General features: G+C 49.2%; 13 protein-coding genes and 1 tRNA gene. 6 read left to right on the forward strand and 8 right to left on the reverse strand.

The features are described from left to right. The first annotated feature begins 243 nt into the window (after window positions 1–243). Both FS806_RS00535 and FS806_RS25565 read left to right on the forward strand, forming a co-directional pair. Window positions 244–690: an Hsp20/alpha crystallin family protein gene (locus tag FS806_RS00535; protein ID WP_144932088.1), complete on the forward strand. Its 447-nt coding sequence runs from the start codon at window positions 244–246 to the stop codon at window positions 688–690. 167 nt (window positions 691–857) lie between these two features. Beyond that, window positions 858–1,034, forward strand: a complete 177-nt coding sequence (locus FS806_RS25565; RefSeq protein ID WP_186328136.1) for a hypothetical protein — start codon at window positions 858–860, stop codon at window positions 1,032–1,034. 42 nt (window positions 1,035–1,076) lie between these two features. On the opposite strand, the gene FS806_RS00540 is transcribed toward FS806_RS25565, so the two are convergent. The 6 genes from FS806_RS00540 to FS806_RS00565 form a co-directional block, all read right to left on the reverse strand. Then, entirely contained in the window at window positions 1,077–1,298 is a 222-nt protein-coding gene (locus FS806_RS00540) for a DUF2905 domain-containing protein (protein ID WP_144932090.1), read from the reverse strand. A gap of 243 nt (window positions 1,299–1,541) precedes the next feature. Continuing rightward, the gene (locus FS806_RS00545; protein ID WP_144932092.1) at window positions 1,542–2,555 is read right to left on the reverse strand and encodes a Gfo/Idh/MocA family protein; all 1,014 of its coding nucleotides are present in this window, start codon (window positions 2,553–2,555) and stop codon (window positions 1,542–1,544) included. A gap of 117 nt (window positions 2,556–2,672) precedes the next feature. Continuing rightward, window positions 2,673–5,102, reverse strand: a complete 2,430-nt coding sequence (locus FS806_RS00550) for a heavy metal translocating P-type ATPase (RefSeq protein ID WP_144932094.1) — start codon at window positions 5,100–5,102, stop codon at window positions 2,673–2,675. Window positions 5,103–5,330: 228 nt separating this feature from the next. Then, window positions 5,331–5,531, reverse strand: a complete 201-nt coding sequence (locus FS806_RS00555) for a copper ion binding protein (RefSeq protein WP_144932096.1) — start codon at window positions 5,529–5,531, stop codon at window positions 5,331–5,333. A gap of 26 nt (window positions 5,532–5,557) precedes the next feature. After that, entirely contained in the window at window positions 5,558–5,869 is a 312-nt protein-coding gene (locus tag FS806_RS00560) for a metal-sensitive transcriptional regulator (RefSeq protein ID WP_144932248.1), read from the reverse strand. A 372-nt stretch (window positions 5,870–6,241) separates the two neighbouring features. Beyond that, window positions 6,242–7,768 carry a glycine betaine uptake BCCT transporter gene (locus tag FS806_RS00565; protein WP_144932098.1) on the reverse strand — a complete coding sequence of 509 codons (1,527 nt, stop codon included), beginning with the start codon at window positions 7,766–7,768 and terminating at the stop codon, window positions 6,242–6,244. A 216-nt stretch (window positions 7,769–7,984) separates the two neighbouring features. Here FS806_RS00565 and FS806_RS00570 point away from each other — a divergent pair. Next, window positions 7,985–8,057: transfer RNA gene (locus FS806_RS00570), tRNA-Ala, on the forward strand. A gap of 668 nt (window positions 8,058–8,725) precedes the next feature. Here the strand turns inward: FS806_RS00570 and FS806_RS00575 are convergent. After that, window positions 8,726–9,394: a transcriptional regulator gene (locus FS806_RS00575; RefSeq protein ID WP_144932100.1), complete on the reverse strand. Its 669-nt coding sequence runs from the start codon at window positions 9,392–9,394 to the stop codon at window positions 8,726–8,728. Window positions 9,395–9,785: 391 nt separating this feature from the next. Between FS806_RS00575 and FS806_RS00580 the strand changes: the two genes are divergently transcribed. Beyond that, window positions 9,786–10,988 (forward strand): MFS transporter, encoded by a 1,203-nt coding sequence (locus FS806_RS00580; RefSeq protein ID WP_144932102.1) that lies wholly within the window; start codon window positions 9,786–9,788, stop codon window positions 10,986–10,988. 187 nt (window positions 10,989–11,175) lie between these two features. Beyond that, window positions 11,176–12,078: a DUF4261 domain-containing protein gene (locus FS806_RS00585; protein ID WP_144932105.1), complete on the forward strand. Its 903-nt coding sequence runs from the start codon at window positions 11,176–11,178 to the stop codon at window positions 12,076–12,078. Between the two features lie 114 nt (window positions 12,079–12,192). Here the strand turns inward: FS806_RS00585 and FS806_RS00590 are convergent, their stop codons facing one another. Continuing rightward, entirely contained in the window at window positions 12,193–13,776 is a 1,584-nt protein-coding gene (locus tag FS806_RS00590; protein ID WP_144932107.1) for a catalase, read from the reverse strand. A gap of 270 nt (window positions 13,777–14,046) precedes the next feature. Between FS806_RS00590 and FS806_RS00595 the strand changes: the two genes are divergently transcribed. Continuing rightward, window positions 14,047–16,038, forward strand: coding sequence for a methyl-accepting chemotaxis protein (locus tag FS806_RS00595; protein WP_144932109.1), 1,992 nt, complete (start codon window positions 14,047–14,049; stop codon window positions 16,036–16,038). Window positions 16,039–16,050 lie beyond the last annotated feature (12 nt).

The raw sequence follows: 16,050 nt of genomic DNA on the forward strand, positions 1-16,050 counted from the left end.
CCAGAGGTTCATATAATTGCCTTGCCGCTGCAATCCGAAGGAGAACACCTTAAACCGGCAATCTATCCCAGAAAAAAAAGCGTTAGGCGTTAACCATTAAGTGCCCTTTTGGGCATCAAGCCCGTATACTGATTAGCAGAATGATGAGGCTGCAGTGATCAGCTTCCTCCGCCTAGACCCAAGTTTGCCTGGTGTACGATTTGCTCAGGAAATTAATATACGGACAGAAAGGAGAATTCGGAAATGAGCGATAGAAACTCCGGTTCGTTCGACTGGAAGTCGCTGGAGAAGTTATTCGGGGGGCCTCTTCCATTCATGGCGGAAGCTTTAAAACAACGGGCGCAAGCAGAGTCCTCTTGGGTGGAGAACTATGTCAAGCAAATCCTGAAAGGACCGGGAAAAATTAAAAGCAAAAACGGACTGGAGCATGAATTGGTGGAAACTCAAGACGACCTTATCGTCAAAATTAAAATACCGGACCATATTAACCCGCGTAACCTAAAGCTATTCGTCGGCCATAATTCATTAAAGCTCAACGGCTTATCTGCCAAAAGCCGCGTAGTCCGCCTTCCCAAAAATGTGATAGGGGAATCCGCCAAGGCCGTCCTTAAAAAAGGAGTGCTGCAGGTGCGCATGCCCAAGGACTATGAAGGGGACTTCTTTAATGAAATCCGAATCCGCATCCGTTAAAATTCTACGGGCAATCAGAATAATTGAAGAAATCGGGGGCGACAATAAAAAAAACTCCTAACGAAGCCTCTTCGAAGATGAATAACCCGGTATTAGAGGAAGTTTTTCGTGCCGATAACGATCTTTTACAAGGAAAAACATTCTTCCGTAAGGAGTTGAACCATTCAATGACAGAGAACAATAAAGAATATATGCTTACCGATTTCAACGGGCATGACGAGCTTCTGAACGATCTGATAAAGCTGGAAGACAAAATCCGGGGCCGGATGGGGGAGCATGTTCATCTCATCGCCTATACGAGAAGCGAGGAAGGGACGGAATGCAGACCCGGATTGTCCGACTGAAGTACGGGCAATCCGTTTTTTTATTTGAACGGGAAGCGATCTTTATTTGTTAAACATGCGGATCAGATACAGAATGAGAGAGCCCGCGGCGCTTATGAGGAGACAGGTTACAACCGGAAAATAAAATTTGAAGTTTTCTTTCTCCACGACGATATCTCCAGGAATCCTGCCCAGATTCAAATAACGCCCCCCGACTTGCCAAAGCAAGCCCAATACAATCAGGATTATACCGCCAATAATCATCCATTTGGCTGCCGGATTCATCGGTAGCGCTCCTTTCATAACATAGTGTGTTGAAAATTCGACCAAGGACGGTTACGCTGCTTCTTGTTTCCTCCGTTCTGGCCCGTTTATGCATAAGATGACTTTCCCTAACAACATCGATATGGGACCTCCCCCTGAAACGGCCCGAATTTGGGTCTGAATGGTTTGACCGCTTCGAGGGGAGTTCACGAATGCAGGTTGCCTAAGTCCTCACGAATATTAGACTGCGCTATAAAACCCTTGTCAATTCAGATCGCGGATTGCAATCGGTCTGCCCTCCTGCACAGACCGGTTCGACGCCTCCATCAGCTTGGTTAGATCAACGGCCAGTTGAATATTCTCCTCCGCATCGGTTCCCTTGTGGATATGCTCAATCCATTGATAGAATGCCGTCGGGGCATCCTGAGGGATCGATTCGCGGATTTGCCATTCCTTAGCGTAGTCTTCCCCCTTAACGCTGCTGCGAAACATCATTTTCCCGTCATGGGAAGAGTAAAGCAAACTGCCTTCAGTTCCGTGAACCTCCAGAGCGAACGGGGAGAAGCGGTTAACAAAGCCCGCTTCGACGATCCCGACGGCTCCGTTGCCGCATTGGAGGACGCTGACGGCATTATCCTCCACTTCCCTTCCGGTTATGTACCCGTAGGTGGCACTGACGGTCTCCGGCATTCCTAGCAGCAGACGGGTCAAATACATCGGGTGGCAGCCCAAATCGATCATGGCTCCTCCCCCGCACTCCTCTTTGCTGTAGAAATGGGCAGGAAGCCAGCCTGTCGCGGATTGATTCGTAGGAATAGCACCGTTGTGGGATAAGCGGGAACGGACCAGCGTCACTTGGCCGAACAGCCCCTGTGCCGCCATCTCGCGGACAGCCAAGGTATATCCGAAATATAACCTCGGCAGAGAAACCATCAGCCTCACGGCGTTAGCCCGGACCGCTTCCAGAATGGCTTTCACTTCCTGCCAGGTCGGGGCAATGACTTTCTCGGTAAAAATATGTTTGCCCGCTTCAGCAGCGGCAACAATTACCTCTTTGTGCATGGTCGTAGGCGCATCCACAACAACCGCATCCACTTGTGCCAGCATGTCTTCATAACGTTCGTAAAACTGGACCCCTTTGGCATTCGCTGCCGCTTGGCCCCTCTCAGGATTTTCGTCCCAGACAGCAGCTATTTGCGTATGAGGATGGTTTTCTACCTGGCGGGCATAATCCTCGGCATGCACATGCCAGAAGCTGGCCATTCCGATTTTCAACATACTTATCCCCCCTGCATCAGATTTCCCTTACATAGTAGCATAAGTTGGAAAAAAAGCCGATCCCCTATATGGAGACCGGCTTAAAAGAATTTGATTCCATTTTGTTGCCGAGTTTGGTTACAGCTTTACCCTCTGCAATCTCAAGGCATTCAATACAACGGATACCGAGCTAAGAGCCATGGCGGCCCCGGCTACCCATGGTGCGAGGAACCCCGCTGCCGCAATCGGGATGCCCAGAGAATTATAGGCCAATGCCCAGAACAGATTCTGCTTGATATTATTCATCGTTTTGCGGCTCATATAGATGGCGTCCGGTATGCTCCTCAGATCGCCTCTCATTAACGTTACGTCCGCAGCTTCCATAGCGACATCCGTTCCGGTCCCGATAGCCATGCCGATATCCGCTGTCGCCAATGCCGGAGCATCGTTGATGCCATCCCCGACCATAGCGACTTTCTCCCCTGCCGCTTGAAGCTTCTTCACCTGCTCTGCTTTCTCCTCAGGCAGCACTTCGGCCAGGACGCGGTCTATCCCTGCCTGCTTGGCAATCGCTTGAGCCGTTCTCTCGTTATCGCCTGTGAGCATAATGACGGTGAGCCCCATCTCCCGCAGCCGCGCTACAGCCTCCCGCGAGGTCTCCTTGAGCGTATCGGCCACTGCCACCATGCCCGCATAACGTCCGTCTGCGGCTGCAAGCATGACTGTCTTGCCGGTGTTCTCCATTCTTTCCTTCTCCTCTATCGCTTCGGAAGGAATGGATATGTCGAACCGATCCATCAGTTTCACAGTCCCGACCAGAAGGTCTCGATCTTCGACCTTGGCACGGATCCCGTATCCGGGAACCGCTTCGAACTGCTGTGCCTCCGGCATCGCTATCCCTTGCTCGGAAATTCCCGCAACGATGGCTTCCGCCAAGGGATGCTCCGACAATCTCTCGGCCGCTCCGAGCCATTGAAGGAACCGTATACGCTCCACACCCGAAGCCGGTAACACATCCGTCAGCTCCGGCTTGCCTTTGGTGACGGTCCCTGTCTTATCGAGAACAACGGTTGTAATCCGGTGAACGGATTCCAGATGCTCTCCTCCCTTGAACAGAATTCCGGCTTCCGCCGCACGGCCGGACCCGGCCATAATCGAGGTAGGGGTCGCCAGCCCGAGAGCACAAGGACAAGCGATAACGAGTACAGCGATCGCTTTCTCCAGCGCACCGGCAAACTGTCCCGGATCGATGATAAAGTACCATAAGAGAAAAGCGACAAGAGCAATGCCAACGACAATCGGTACAAATATTCCCGAAATCCGGTCGGCCACTCTTTGAATAGGAGCCTTCGAGCCTTGGGCTTCCTCCACGACTTTTATAATTTGTGCCAACGCCGTCTCTTTCCCTACCTGGGTTGCCCGGAAGCGAAGAGAACCATTTTTGTTCAAGGTCGCACCGATGACCCGGTCTCCGGCATGCTTCTCTACCGGTATGCTCTCTCCGGTCAGCATCGATTCGTCGACGGCTGATTGTCCTTCCAACACTTCGCCGTCTACCGGAATTTTCTCCCCCGGTTTCACAAGGACGATATCTCCGACAACCACTTGTTCGACAGGAACATCCATCTCCTGTCCATCGCGCAGCACGCGAGCCGACTTGGCTTGAAGCCCCATCAGCTTCTTGATCGCTTCTGATGTCCGGCCCTTGGCCAACGCTTCGAACACTTTACCGAGAATAATTAGCGTAATAAGGACGGCACTTGTTTCATAATACAAATCAACCGAATGATGCGCATTGCCGCTCCATCTGGTCGTTAGATAGAGACTGTAGAAATAAGCCGCGGATGTCCCGAGTGCTGCTAGCACATCCATATTCGCGCTTTTGTTCCGCAGAGCCTTGTAAGCTCCGACATAAAACTGCCATCCAATAATAAATTGAACGGGGGTTGCCAGAGCGAACTGGAACCAGGGATTCATAAATAAATCAGGAATCCAGATAAACGAAGTAAACCGGAAATGGCTGACCATCGACCATAACAGCGGCAGCGATAATATCGCCGAAACAATCAATTTCGTTAGCTGAATTTTGATTTCCTTTTTCCTGTGATCGGTCCCGGTCGCTTCTTCCTTCAAAACAGCCTTATAGCCCAGGTCTTCAACCTTCCTCTGCAAATCTTCCAGCTTTACCTCATCTTCCGAATAATCGACATGCGCCGTTTCCAAAGCGAAATTAACCGTCGCTTTGGTGACGCCAGGCAGCTTGTTCAGCCCCTTTTCAATTCGGGACGCGCAGGCGGCACAAGTCATTCCGGAGATTTGCAGCTCAACGGATTGCTTTACGGTGTTGTAACCCAATTGCTGAATCTTATGCTCCAACTGCTCGGAATCGACTTTATCCGGATGATACACTACCGTTGCTTTTTCCAGGGCAAAATTGACGTTCGCCGACTCGACTCCGTCCATTTTGGCCAATCCTTTTTCGATTCGATTAGCACATGCTGCACAGGTCATCCCCGTTATTTGGTAGGTCGTATTTTTAGTTGATTTTACTGCTTCTTTGGCATCCATCGGAAACACCTCTCTAGATAAGTAAACACCATACCCCAGTAGGGTATATAATTGAGGGAAGAAAAGCTCCTGAACGGAGCATACAGGTTATTTATAGAATTCACCAATGTTCTGAGATTAATCTTTCGTCGTACTGGTTCGGCTCGAAGCCAGGATTAGTTAAGCTATCGCTGATGTCATCGTCCCTCGGGCTGACATACTCTCCCGGGGTTGTACTAACCAGCGACGTTAGGCTACATCGTACCCTTGATCTTCAATGGCGCTTCTAATCGCATCTTCCGTCAGTTTGGACTCGTCAAATTCAACTGCGACGGTCTTCCCCTCCAAATCGACTTTACCGGCAGCACCAATCTTCTTCAATGCACCTTCTATCGAATTAACGCAATGATTGCAGGACATTCCTTCCACTTTCAGAACGATGGATTTCATAACAAACCTCTCCTTATTCGTGTAATTTATTTCATAAGCTTATTGACGGTCTTTAACAACTCGTCGATCACATCATGATCGCCTTCTTGAATTCTTTCTACCACACAGCTTCTCATATGCCCTTCCAACAGCATCTTCCCTACACCATTCAATGCGGACTGAATAGCGGCAATTTGGTTAAGTACATCATCACAATAAGTATCTCTCTCAATCATCCCTTTAATTCCGCGGATTTGCCCTTCAATCCGGTTCAGCCGGGTAATCAGATTGGATTTGATTTTATCAGAATGATGACTCTTCCTTTCATCTCCGGAAGCACAGGCATGAGTGTCGTCCATTAAGTCATCCATCAAGTGATCCATGAGAAATCCCTCCTTGTTACATATTCATATTACCATACCCCCCTAAGGTATGCAATAGGGGTTTAAAAATAAATTATAATAAGTCTCCCTTGGATATGGAATACCCTCTTTGGAGTCTAGGTACATTGGGCTGATTTCATTTTGGACCGTGAATCCCTATAAGAATGAGCCGTACTAACTTGGGGCGTACTGCTGAACATCATATCACAGGTGGGGCCTCTTTCACAAAGGTGCTGCGTTGGGCAAAAGCCCAGCGAGGCCGCCTCGAGTATATCCATCCGTTTCGGAGGGAAGCGCAGAAGCTCCACCCCGGGCATAAAGACAACCTATGGGTATTTGAAGCGTATCTTAGGGCTCCCTAAGAAGGAGAGCTTCCAGCTTTTTCAATCGTTCCTTTTCTTTTCTGCGGATTTGCTTATAGTCCTCGTTCAGCGCCTTTTGGATAGAAAAGCACATAAAAACCATAATCAATGCAAAGGGAAGGGCCGCAACAATGGAAGCCGTCTGAAGACCGTTCAGCCCTCCGCTAAGGAGCAGTACGACGGCAATGGTTGATTGCAGAATCCCCCATATCAGCTTAACCTTGGCGGAAGGGTTCAATGCCCCCTTGCTGGATAACATCCCGAGAACGAAGGTGGCGGAATCGGCCGATGTAACAAAAAACGTAATGATTAATATTGTCGCCAAACCGGCTATTATTGTCCCCAGAGGAAGCTGCTCCAGCATAATAAACAATGCGCTCGTCACATCCCGCTGCACGGCTTCGGCCAGATTAGCCCCGTCGAAGATTTCCAGCTTAAGGCCAGTGGCGCCAAATACGGAAAACCAGACAAAGCCGAATGCACTGGGAATGATTAATACCCCAAGAATAAATTCTCGTATGGTTCTGCCTTTGGACACTCTGGCAATGAACATTCCGACGAAGGGAGCCCAGGCAATCCACCACGACCAATAAAACAAGGTCCATGTGCCGATCCATGTGCTTTCGGTGAAAGGCGACAGCCTTAAACTCATCTGAACGACATTTTGCAAATATCCTCCGAGCGTGGAGGTAAACGTATCAAATATGAACGAAGTGGGGCCCGTCATTAGCACAAACAGCATCAAGCCTACGGCTATGAGCAAATTGATGTTGCTTATCGTTTTGATCCCCTTATCCAGACCGGCAGTCGCGGAAATCAAGTAAAGAACTGTAACCGCTGCTATAATGATGATTTGCGTCCATACCACATTAGGTATATGGAACAAGTGATTTAGGCCGCCTCCAATCTGCAGCGTACCGAGTCCCAGGGAGGTAGCCACTCCGAATACCGTGGCCAGTATGGCCAGGATATCGATTCCTTTGCCGATCGGTCCATTCACTCTATCTCCCAATAATGGAGTAAAGGTCGCGCTGATAAGCCCTCTGTAGCCTTTACGAAATTTGAAATAAGCCAGAGCTAGTGAAATGACGGAATAAATCGCCCAGGGATGAAGCCCCCAATGAAAGAAGGAATATCTCATGGCCAACCGCGCGGCTTGGGCCGTCCCCCCCAGCGCCCCTTCCGGAGGGACCAGGTAATGGGAAAGTGGTTCGGCTACTCCCCAGAAGACAAGGCCGATCCCCATTCCGGCGCTAAACAACATGGCAAACCAGCTGATATTCGAGTATTCCGGCTCATCGTCGTCATCCCCCAACCGAATCGTTCCGTATTTACTGAAGGCGATATATAAGCTAAAGATAAGAAAACCTAGCGTAACCAATAAATAGAACCAGCCGAAGGTGCTTATAGTAAACTCGAATGTTGCGTTGGCTGTAGCCGAAAGATGCTCCGGGTAAAACACTCCCCATAATACGAACAAACCGATAAGGATTAACGAAATGTAAAAAACCATTATGCCCTCTCCTTCCGAAGGTTCCATTATCATCGAATTAAGCAAACGGGTATTCTTAAATTATCCCCAATTGCCGCCGGGTTATATGCCGAACATTAAAAATCGGAAGCTCATTAAAAGATGAATTAAATAATGAAATTGTTAGAATTTTAGAACTTTAATGTGCGGACTTGCATTTCCGTATGCTCCCGGATATAATGATAAAGGTAGCCATGAGGGGCCTTAGCTCAGCTGGGAGAGCGCATCGCTGGCAGCGATGAGGTCAGGGGTTCGATCCCCCTAGGCTCCATAGACAAATAATCGATCCTAATGGATCGGTTATTTGTTTTTCGGAGCCTTGGGAGCGAACCCCGGGGGTTCGTCCGCGCGGACGGAGCGAAGCGGAGGAGCACGGCGTCTGAATCTTCCGCTAAAAGTCCTCTTCGAATATGCTTCGTCAGCAAGTTCAATCGGGATTCGGACATGCCCCTTGAAGTAGGCTCCATAACGAAGAAAGAGGTTGATCCCTGGGGATCAGCCTCTTTCTTCGTTACTGGGTTATGGGGGAGCGAACCCCGGGGGTTCGTCCGCGCGGCATGAAAGTTCACTGGGGTCCCCGCAAAGTAGTCGGATTTCGCTTCGAAGCGGCTCTTCACTTTGTGGGGTAAGAAATCGGCGTCTGAATCTTCCGCTAAGAGTCTTCTTCGAATAAGCTTCGTCAGCAAGTTCAATCGGGATTCGGACATGCCCCAGGCTCTGGTGACAGTAGCGGAAGTCAGCGACCTTATTTCATTGATTTTGGCAGCATTTTAATCCTAACGGAACTCAGTACCGTTATTTGCTTATTTCGATGGCAATACTTCGCGAATTGCAGCCAATAACGGCGTACAGTTCCGTTAACTTTAAAAAATGGCGATATTTCGTTGAATAACGTCTCTCAGTTCCGCAGGCTTTCTCTTTCCTCTCCTCTTCCCTTCCTTATCCCCCTAAAGTCCTTAAGTTACTGCCAATATTCAACTGATACGTCCGAAATCTCAATTTTCCTCCAACCACTATCAAATGTTGTTTCTCCACCAAGTCATGCAGCACCTTACGGGCGTAACGATCAGTTACTCGAAGATGCCTCGCAAGCTCCGTTGGTGTAAATGGCCTCAAAAGTCTTCGCGCATATCGCACTGTTTCCGCCTCCATACTGTTCAGCCGGACATCCACCTCGAACGAAAGAATCTTCCCAATGAACGATAAGATTAACTGCTTACAAAACTCCGGTTCTTCTTGAATTGACAAATACGCAATCGGCAAAAAGACCCAATCATCAAGCGACAACAAGCTTTGTCTGCGACACAAGTCTTTGAAACGACGTGTATCCAAATCTCTGGCATGCGATCGGTAATCTTGAATTTCTATATCTCCTTTAGCACCTCCTGGCAAGAAAGCCAAATCGAGATACCGATACCCATTATTGAAATCGCGGACCTCCCATTCAGGATACAAATGATCGAAGTTACCGACAACCGGATACCAGATCGAACGCAACAACTCCACAGTTCCGTGGCTGAGTCCTTTTTGTAACAACTCACGTCTTCGATGGTTCTTCTCCTGTTCAATTTGCTTCTGCATCCAAATCTCATATTGTTTCATAAACATGAAGCTCGCCCCCTTTCCACAAAACAAAATAAAAATGCCGCCTCGATACTTTTAAGTATCAAAGCGGCATGTGCTTCATGACCGTTTGACTCGAGTATAGCATTGAAATTTATTCAGAATCAAGGCGAAATTGAGAGTTGTGAAATTGAGGATTGATCCGATTCCGTTCATTTGAGCGGTGCTTTCGCTTGTGAAATTGCCCTAAAGTTTCAATGCCTATCTTTTCTTGTGCATACTTGGAAATAGGCTTATGGATTAATTGAAAATTGCAGAATGGGGGGATTGGTGTATAATAAAGTCTATTAAAATGTTCGGCCCGATAGAAATCGTTGCTCATAGTTATAACGGCCAGTAACCTGCGGCAAATAGAATACTTCGGAAGTGATCATGTATGGAAACATGGAAGAAAAATTTATGGATCTTATGGTTCGGCTCATTCATCGTATCGTCCAGCTTTTCGATGGTCATTCCGTTTCTGCCTCTGTTTTTGCTGCAAATTGGGGTGAAGGATCATATCGAGCTATGGTCCGGAATTTTGTTCAGCAGCGCTTTTTTGGCAGGGGCCGTGTCATCACCTTTCTGGGGCGCGATCGGAGATAAATACGGGCGCAAGCCGATGATTATCCGGGCAGGTATCGCCCTATGTGTTATTTATCTTTTGACCGCATTCGTGACTAATCCGTATCAATTGCTTGCGCTTCGGCTGCTGCAAGGCTTGCTGTCCGGCTTCATTCCAGGAGCGATAGCGCTTGTGGGGACGAACACTCCGGAGAAAAAGGTAGGGTATGCCCTGTCAATGATATCAACGGCTACGGCAACCGGAAGCATTATGGGACCGATGCTGGGCGGCGTACTGTCCAAAATTTTCGATAACCGGATTGCATTCGGCAGCGCCGGGGTGCTTTGCTTTATCGCGACGATTCTCATTATTTTTTGGGTGAAAGAGGAGTCCTTCGTGCCGAGCAAAGACAGCAGCTCGATCATCCATACGATCGGCATTGCGGTGCAGAACAAGCCGTTTATCGTCATTGTCGTGCTGACGTTATGCACCCAGTTTTCCGTTATGACGATCGAACCGGTACTGCCGCTCTACATAGTCGAGCTTGGCATTCCGACGAAGGACGCTTCGCTGGCCGCAGGAATTGTGTTCTCGCTGGTCGGAGTCGCGAGCATTATGTTCGCTCCCCGCTGGGGAAAGCTGGCCGACCGGGTAGGTTTTCACAAAATATTGCTTATCGGTCTGCTAGCCGGAGGAATCGGAACCTTGCTGCAAATTCCATTCCATAACATCTGGTGGTTCTCTATTATCCGGTTTGCGTACGGTATTTTCTTCTGTGCGGTATTCCCGGCGCTAAACGGCTTGGTCGTACGCACTACGGAGAGTGAGTTCCGCGGACGGGCCTTTAGCTTGAATCAGACGGCGAACCAACTAGGCGGCATGCTGGGACCGCTCGTCGGCGGCGCCATTAGCGGCGTGTTCTCGATTCATGCCGTCTTCTGGGCAACAGGCCTCCTTCTGCTCGCCACGATGAGTCTGGCCTATTGGTCGCAGCGGCATGCGAATCGGGCCGCGGCCGCCAAACGCAGCGCATAAGAGCGTACGAATAACATTATTGAAGTCATTGACGGGGATGGGAATGTTATGAACCATACTTTTCATCTGTCATCAGCAAGGAAGATTTGCTTGCGGGGCGCTATAACCATACTTTTTACTCTAGGTTATAGAAGGGGATCGCCATACGGGCCGAACAATCATGAAGGGGACAAAGGAGACAAGTTAAATGAACGATATGCTTGAAGAAGATAGGGATTTCGGATTTGCACGGGTTTACACGGTTGAACTTAAATACAAACAACGGCCTGAGATTGACCGGGACTTACTCTATAAGAAAATGGAGCTTTACACTGGCAAAACGGAGCAGCCGGAACTAGAGGAAGCCGATGCCGCCGGACTAGCGGTTTGGGAAGCCTACGAAACCGAAAAGGAGCAATTGCTGCATTTCTTCCATTTAAACTATATGGTTCGGTATTCAGATGGAGAAATGCCCGCCCAGACCAGCTTAATGAATATTGATAACCGGCCGGTCACGGACTATGAGACAGCGATCCAGCAATGCTGGCATTGGAAGGAAGCCGCACAGACACTAAGCGAGTGCAGCCATTCATTACTTATGTCGGACATGATGGCTTCCGGACTTGATCCCAAATCGAGATTAGAGCTGTTCACTGGCGCCCTTAAAGCGATATTGGAAGCGGCGCCTTGCGATGCGATTTACTTCCGTGAGAGCGACAAGCTGGTTGAGCCCAAAGAGTATTTGGCTGCAGTGGAAGAAGGAGCCGCTTTATATGGCGCAATGAATTTACGATTCTACAATGTGGAAGGAACCGGCAGCAATCGCCCCGAAGGATTGATGGATACGGTAGGACTTGCCGCTCTCGGCATCCCCGATGTTCAGTGTCACTTCTACGATTTGGACCCCAACGAGGTAGGCGACCATTTAATTAATATCGGGTATTATTTATTTAATAATGGAGATGTTATCGCTGACGGGGAGACGATCGGCTTCACCGAAGATATGCGCTGGCGATGCGAGCATCAATATGCGCTGGCTGCACCTCGGCGAGTTGTTATCGATCTCGATCCGGGAGAGCCTTATTACGCTGGAAGACAAGGCGAAGAATAAAAACAGGCCTTGGAGGCCATACGGGTTCGCCAAGGATGCCAGATACTTATCAAAGCTTTATAGCCCGCCTGCAGAACGACTGCAAGGCGGGCTTTTTTCTAAATTGCGTTTCACTTAATACGGCTCGGCCTCGTGGCCTTTGTCCACGGCTTGCTGAGGAGCCTTGTCCCCTTCCCTGTTGCCGAGCGGCTTCTGACTCGATCCGCCCTGCGGCGCATTCGCCAATCCCTCTCTCAGACGGCGACCGTATTCTTCATCCGCTTCCTCTGCGAGAGCGATCATTTTATCCTGTATTCGTTTATCGCAGCGGGAAAGATCGGCCACCAGATTCGCGATTAATTCGGCCCGTTCCCATTCCTCGAACCTGCGGTAGGTTTCACCCGCCTGCTTCGTATTGCTCTGCCGGTCGATGGATTGGCGCACCAGCCTGCCTTCGACCTGGGGAGTATATTCCTTCCCTGCCTGCTCAGCTTCCTTCAGGCCGCCCAGCAACGATGGCTCATAGTTAATATGAGGATTTTGCCCCGGGGCACGGTCCACCCTGTACTGCATTTGGCCGCCGCTTTGGTTGGTGGCCACCCTCTTCTTGGGCGAGTTGATGGGCAGCTGCAAATAATTCGCGCCTACACGGTAGCGCTGCGTATCGGAATAGGAAAATGTCCGACCCTGAAGCATCTTGTCATCGGAGAAATCCAGCCCGTCCACCAGCACCCCCGTACCGAAGGCTACTTGCTCTACTTCGTTGAAATAATCTTCCGGATTGCGGTTTAACACCATTTTGCCGACCGGCAGCCACGGAAACTGATCTTCAGGCCACAGCTTCGTGTCGTCCAACGGGTCGAAATCAAGCTCGGGATGTTCCCCGTCACTCATGATCTGCACCAGCAGCTCCCATTCCGGATAATCCCCGCGCTCAATCGCTTCATATAAATCCTGGGTAGCATGATTGAAATTGACTGCCTGAATTTCTGCAGCTTCCTTCATCGTCAAATTTTTGATCCCCTGCTTGGGCTCCCAATGATATTTGACCAGAACGGCTTCCCCTTCGCTGTTTACCCACTTATATGTATTGACGCCCGAGCCCTGCATCATACGATAGTTGGCCGGAATCCCCCAAGGGGAATAAACAAACGTTACCATGTGGAAGCTTTCGGGAGAATTGGCGCAAAAGTCGAAGAACCTTTCAGAATCCTGAATATTCGTAATCGGGTCCGGTTTAAAGGCATGGATCATATCCGGAAATTTGACCGCATCGCGGATGAAGAAAATTTTCAAGTTATTCCCCACCAAATCCCAGTTTCCATCCTCCGTATAGAATTTAACGGCAAATCCGCGGGGATCTCTAAGCGTCTCCGGGGAATGTCCGCCATGGATTACGGTCGAGAACCGGACGAATACAGGGGTGCGCTTGCCCTTCTCTTGAAATAACTTGGCACGTGTGTATTTGGATACAGGCTCGTTCCCTACCGTTCCATAAGCTTCGAAGTAGCCGTGGGCCCCCGCTCCGCGGGCATGAACCACACGCTCCGGGATGCGCTCACGGTCGAAATGGCTGATTTTCTCGATAAAATCATAGTTTTCCAAAGTTGCCGGACCGCGATTTCCTACCGTTCTTAAATTTTGATTGTTTGTGACGGGATGCCCTTGCCGGTTAGTCAAGGTAAGATCATGCTCGGTTTTCTGATTACCCTCGTTCATTGTGGCCTCCTGAATCTGTTCGGACCTTCAAGCCCTTTATTATTATGAGTTGTAGGCAGCCTATACCTCGCCACTTATATTTTGCTTAATTTCTTATAGAAAATTCCTTACATTACAAAAAATAAACAGTTTATTAACAAAAATTTCATAATTCCCTGCGTCTATAGACTATTTTTATAGGTCTTTTCGTCTATATAATAGAAAATACTTCTAGTTGTTCCGACTAAATAACTAGAATATTCGCAACCACTTCAAACTTCGGGGGTACGTATGAAAAATTTAAAATTGCAGCAGCAAATTCTCATTCCTTTCCTGGCACTAACTCTGCTGGCGGCCGTCATTCTATCCTCCGCGAGTTACTATTTCAGCGTAAATATGACTGTAGACACACTGACCAAAAATGTCGGATATTCCATCGAGGAAACCAACCGGATGTTCGAGCGTTTCTTCAGAAAATTCGAAAACCAGTTAACGGCTATTTCCGACAACGGGGTGGTTGGCGGTTTCTCTCAACAGCCGGAGGATCAATCCGGTTTAATGTCTGTGTTCGGGATGTATCATACAGCCAACAATGATATTACAAATATCTATCTGGGCACAGCGGAAGGCGATATTTTTCTGTATCCTGAGGGACAATCGTTGCCACCCGGCTTTGATCCGCGCACGCGTCCCTGGTATGAGGAGGCCGTCCGGAATGAAGGACAGGTGATCTGGACGGAACCCTATGTAACGGCCACGGATGGCTCTCTGGTCATAAGCGCCGCCAAAACATTGGTCCGGGACGGAAAGCCGTGGGGGGTGCTGGCTATTGATATAACGCTGAATGAGTTGATCGATTTGGTGAAAAATATTCAAATCGGCCATGCCGGATATGCTATATTGTTCGATGATAAGGGAACCTTCCTGTATCATCCCGACAGCCAATTAAACGGGGCGGATGTAACGCAGGAAGAATATTATATTAAAATGATGGAGGCCGGCGAACAAGGAACCATCTCCTATAACTTCTACGGAGAAGATAAAAAATTCAGCTTCACCACCAATCCGACGACCGATTGGAAGCTGGCGGGAACGGTTTATGTAAATGAGTTTGAACAAGAGGCCAAGCAATTGATTATGCCGCTTACGATCATGACGGTTATCGTGCTGATCATTGTAGTCCTTGTTTCTTTCGTTTTTGCCAGACGAATAACCAAACCGCTCCATAGCTTGATGAATTCGATGAAAGAAGTTGAGCAAGGGAACTTGAACCTGCAAATCCGGCTTGATCGCAAAGACGAATTAGGACAGCTGGCCGGGGTATTTAACAGTATGGTAATGAAAATACGAAACATGATTGGCGGCATCGATCGGATTTCGGCTAAAGTGCAGGAAGCGTCCCGGACACTGGTCGCAAATTCGCAGGAAAATCAGGCAGCCAGCACGGAAATTACGAGAACCGTGGATCAGATTGCCCTGGGAGCGGGACATCAAGCGGAATTGGTGGAGCAAACTTCGGAAGCGATCTATCAATTGGCTGAACGGCTGACCGAAATCGAAGCCCAGAGCCGGTCTCTGGAGACGGAATCAGAGCAAATGCAAATGGTATCCAGGGACGGAATGAATACGGTCATGGAGCTTAAGGAGCAATCAGCCCACACGAACCGTTCCATGGAACAAATAGTCGATGCGATAACGACTTTGAACGACCGGACAGCGCAAATCAGCGAAATTATCGGTACGGTATCCGAAATTTCCGCCCAGACGAATTTGCTTGCGCTCAATGCTTCCATCGAAGCGGCACGCGCCGGAGAGGCCGGCAGAGGATTTACCGTTGTCGCCGGAGAAGTCAGAAAGCTGGCCGACCAATCCCAAAGCGCTGTTGCCCGAATAGACGAAATCATAGATGAAATCGGCCGCGAATCCAAGCATACGATGACCGTGATTGAGGAGGCTCATCGCCTAATGCAGCGCCAGGAATCGGCTGTATCGGATACGGACTCGGCTTTCCGAACCATTCTGAGCACCGTTCAGTCCAATACGGAGCAGATTCGGAGCATTGCGGCGGCGATATTGGACACCACACAGCAGAAAGAGAGAATTCTGCAGGCCATGGAAACGACAACCTCAATTACGGAAGAAACGGCAGCCGGGACCGAAGAGGTATCCGCCACCGTGGAGCAACAGGGCCATTCCATCCACCGGCTGACGGAGCTGGCGGAAGAATTGGACCGTCTGGCCTTGCAGTTATCGGATGAGTTAGGAAATTTTCGAACTTCATAAATTGAAATCCTC

This window comes from Paenibacillus sp. 32O-W (genome assembly GCF_007679495.1).
Classification (GTDB): domain Bacteria; phylum Bacillota; class Bacilli; order Paenibacillales; family NBRC-103111; genus Paenibacillus_L; species Paenibacillus_L residui.

Coding starts and splice junctions, on each gene's coding strand:
- FS806_RS00540 (WP_144932090.1), bottom strand. CDS start 1,298: ATGAATCCGGCAGCCAAATGGATGATTATTGGCGGTATAATCCTGATT.
- FS806_RS00565 (WP_144932098.1), bottom strand. CDS start 7,768: ATGGTTTTTTACATTTCGTTAATCCTTATCGGTTTGTTCGTATTATGG.
- FS806_RS00590 (WP_144932107.1), bottom strand. CDS start 13,776: ATGAACGAGGGTAATCAGAAAACCGAGCATGATCTTACCTTGACTAAC.
- FS806_RS00545 (WP_144932092.1), bottom strand. CDS start 2,555: ATGTTGAAAATCGGAATGGCCAGCTTCTGGCATGTGCATGCCGAGGAT.
- FS806_RS00575 (WP_144932100.1), bottom strand. CDS start 9,394: ATGTTTATGAAACAATATGAGATTTGGATGCAGAAGCAAATTGAACAG.
- FS806_RS00580 (WP_144932102.1), top strand. CDS start 9,786: ATGGAAACATGGAAGAAAAATTTATGGATCTTATGGTTCGGCTCATTC.
- FS806_RS00585 (WP_144932105.1), top strand. CDS start 11,176: ATGAACGATATGCTTGAAGAAGATAGGGATTTCGGATTTGCACGGGTT.
- FS806_RS00555 (WP_144932096.1), bottom strand. CDS start 5,531: ATGAAATCCATCGTTCTGAAAGTGGAAGGAATGTCCTGCAATCATTGC.
- FS806_RS25565 (WP_186328136.1), top strand. CDS start 858: ATGACAGAGAACAATAAAGAATATATGCTTACCGATTTCAACGGGCAT.
- FS806_RS00535 (WP_144932088.1), top strand. CDS start 244: ATGAGCGATAGAAACTCCGGTTCGTTCGACTGGAAGTCGCTGGAGAAG.
- FS806_RS00595 (WP_144932109.1), top strand. CDS start 14,047: ATGAAAAATTTAAAATTGCAGCAGCAAATTCTCATTCCTTTCCTGGCA.
- FS806_RS00550 (WP_144932094.1), bottom strand. CDS start 5,102: ATGGATGCCAAAGAAGCAGTAAAATCAACTAAAAATACGACCTACCAA.
- FS806_RS00560 (WP_144932248.1), bottom strand. CDS start 5,869: ATGGACGACACTCATGCCTGTGCTTCCGGAGATGAAAGGAAGAGTCAT.